Source organism: Acidobacteriota bacterium (assembly GCA_040756905.1).
In the GTDB taxonomy this organism is placed as follows: Bacteria; Acidobacteriota; Aminicenantia; order JBFLYD01; family JBFLYD01; genus JBFLYD01.
The window spans coordinates 1-2,771 of the sequence record JBFLYD010000062.1 but is presented as its reverse complement, the minus strand read 5'-3'; the positions used below and the strand labels follow the sequence as shown (position 1 = coordinate 2,771).

Here is a 2,771-nt window from a genome sequence, read left to right as displayed (position 1 = left end):
TTCCTTTATTTTATCCCATCTGAAACCTTTTCTCAACAAATATCCTTCAATTTTTCTGATTTCAAAAAAATTATTAACACTCCCCTTTCTTAAAAGATATTTCTCAATCTCGTTTTCTAAAATCTGATCTTCGTTGAACTCATTCAGAACAGTTCTTAGAGCATTTTCAATATCTTCATTTTCAATGCCTTTTCTCCTTAGTTCGTTTCTAATTCTTTCCTGACCCCAACTTTTAGTGGAAATTTTATATCTTATAAAATTTTCCGCAAATTTTTTATCATTTAAATAATCAAGTCTTTGCAGTTCTCTTATTGTTTTATCTATTTCAGGATTTTTGAATCCTTTTTTTTCTAATTTTCTTTTCAGTTCCTTTGAAGATTTATCAGAAAACTTCAGAATTCTTAAAGCTGAAACAAAGATTTTCTCATCATTTCCCATCAATATTTTTCAATTTTAAATTTATCTTTTTTATCAACTTTCTCTTTTTCAAGGTCTTGCTGGGTTTCCATTATTCTCTTTTCCATCTCTTCAAGGGTCATCTCCCCAGTTGATTGGACTCCGAGAACTCTTAACTTGAACTCATCAGGATTGCTTGCCCATTTGAGAGCGTCTTCCAACGAGATATATTTTTTCTGGTAAAGCATAAAAATAGACTGGTCAAATGTCTGCATTCCATATTGAGAAACTCCTTGCTTAATAGCATCTCTTATTAGGTGGGTTTTTTCCTTATTGACTATACAATCTCTTATAAAAGGGGTTCCAATCATAACCTCAACAGCTGGAACCCTACCTTTACCATCAGAACGGGGCAATAATCTCTGCGATATAACCGATTTTATAACTGATGAAATTTGAATTCTTATCTGTTTCTGATAATGGGGCGGAAAAACAGTGATAATTCTATTAATGGTTTCTGTAGCATCCAGGGTGTGAAGAGTAGAAAGTACAAGATGTCCTGTCTCTGCAGCTAAAAGAGCTATTTCTATCGTTTCATAATCTCTCATTTCACCCACAAGAATAACATCAGGGTCTTGTCTTAAAGCACTTCTCAGGGCCGTTGCAAAGGTGCTTGAGTCCACCCCTACTTCTCTCTGATTTATTATACCTTTTTTGTCTCTATGGAGAAATTCTATTGGATCTTCTATAGTTATGATATGTTCAACTCTGGTTGAATTTATATAATCAATCATCGCAGCAAGAGTTGTAGATTTACCGCTTCCAGTTGTGCCCGTAACAAGAATGAGGCCTCTTTTTTCCATACAAATATTTTCAATTATTGGAGGAAGATTCAATTCTCTTATAGTAAATATTTTTGTTGGAATTACTCTCATCACTATTCCTATCGCGCCCCGTTGATAAAAAATGTTACATCTGAATCTTCCAAGTCCTGAAACACTATAGGCTAAATCAATTTCCATATCATTTTGAAATTTCTCTTTCTGCCTTCGATTCATGATAATATTTGAAATCTCGATAGTATCTTCAGGAAGAATCTTTTTCTGATTGCTTAAGGAAATCAATTCTCCATTAATTCTTATGATGGGACAATTTCCAACCTTTAAATGGATATCAGAGGCCTTTTTCTCCATTGCAATGGCCAGAATATCATTAATATTTATGTTCAACTTTTATCCCTTAAATATAAGTAAGCCAGTTCCATTTATCTTCTTTTTGAGCATTAATATAGCTAAAGAATTCATCCTGGAGCAATTTTGTTGCTTCTCCTCTTTTACCATTTCCTATAGGTATTTTATCTACAGTTCTTACTGGAGTAATCTCAGCCGCAGTTCCCACAAAGAATATTTCATCGGCAAGGTATAATGCCTCTCTTAGAATCAATTCTTCAGTAACCTCTATTTTCAAATCTTTAGCTATTTTTATAATGGAATCTCTGGTTATTCCCGGTAAAATTGAACATGAAATTGGAGAAGTATAAAGCTTTTTGTCTTTAACCAGAAAAATATTTTCTCCACTCCCCTCGCTTACAAAACCATAAGAATCAAGGGCTATTCCCTCAGAATAACCATGGAGAAGAGCTTCCATTTTTATAAGCTGAGAATTCATGTAATTTCCACCACTTTTTGCCATCGATGGAAAAGTATTTGGAGCCATCCTCCTCCATGAGGAAACATGAACATCCACGCCTTCTTCTAATGCTTCTTCTCCAAGATACTTTCCCCATTCCCACACAAGAATGGCAACGTCAACTGGATTTGGAAATGGATCGACCCCTAATTTTGAGTATCCCCTGTAAACAACAGGCCGAATGTAGCAGGATCTCATGTCATTTGCTTTAATTGTTTCTATGATTGCTCTGGAAATTTCCTCCTTTTTATAAGGAATTTCCATTCTATAAATTTTTGAAGAATTATAAAGCCTGTCAATATGGGCATCGAGCCTGAAAATCGCAATTCCTTTTTTATTGTCATAGGCTCTGATGCCTTCAAAAACTGAGCTCCCATAATGAATAACATGGGAAGCTACATGAATATTTGCATCTTTCCACTTGACAAGCTTTCCATTCATCCATACAAATCCATCTTCTTTAAATCCCATTAAACCCTCCTATTTTAAAAATTCTATTCTTTATAATAACTAAATAATAATTAAAAGGATAAACCAAGTCAATATATGTGGGGAAAATTTGATGTTACTATTTTAAAATGTTAAGAGTTATTACTATTTTGAAATGTTAAATTTTTCTGGTGCTTTTTAGGGTAAATTATACCCAAGGAGGTGCCAGAAATGGATAGGAAACCATTAATTGCAAT

3 protein-coding genes are annotated in these 2,771 nt (G+C 33.7%); all 3 read right to left on the bottom strand.

The annotated features are described in order from the left end of the window. A partial coding sequence (locus AB1410_10960; GenBank protein ID MEW6457217.1) for a regulatory protein RecX occupies positions 1-438 on the bottom strand: 438 nt, incomplete at its 3' end. Beyond that, positions 438-1,619: a type IV pilus twitching motility protein PilT gene (locus tag AB1410_10955; GenBank protein MEW6457216.1), complete on the bottom strand. Its 1,182-nt coding sequence runs from the start codon at positions 1,617-1,619 to the stop codon at positions 438-440. The genes AB1410_10960 and AB1410_10955, both read right to left, overlap by 1 nt. Positions 1,620-1,635: 16 nt before the next feature. Continuing rightward, positions 1,636-2,556, bottom strand: coding sequence for a branched-chain amino acid transaminase (locus AB1410_10950; protein ID MEW6457215.1), 921 nt, complete (start codon positions 2,554-2,556; stop codon positions 1,636-1,638). Positions 2,557-2,771 lie beyond the last annotated feature (215 nt).

Bases quoted from the DNA above. Each gene is read 5' to 3' on its own strand.
- AB1410_10950 (MEW6457215.1), bottom strand. From the start codon at position 2,556: ATGGGATTTAAAGAAGATGGATTTGTATGGATGAATGGAAAGCTTGTC.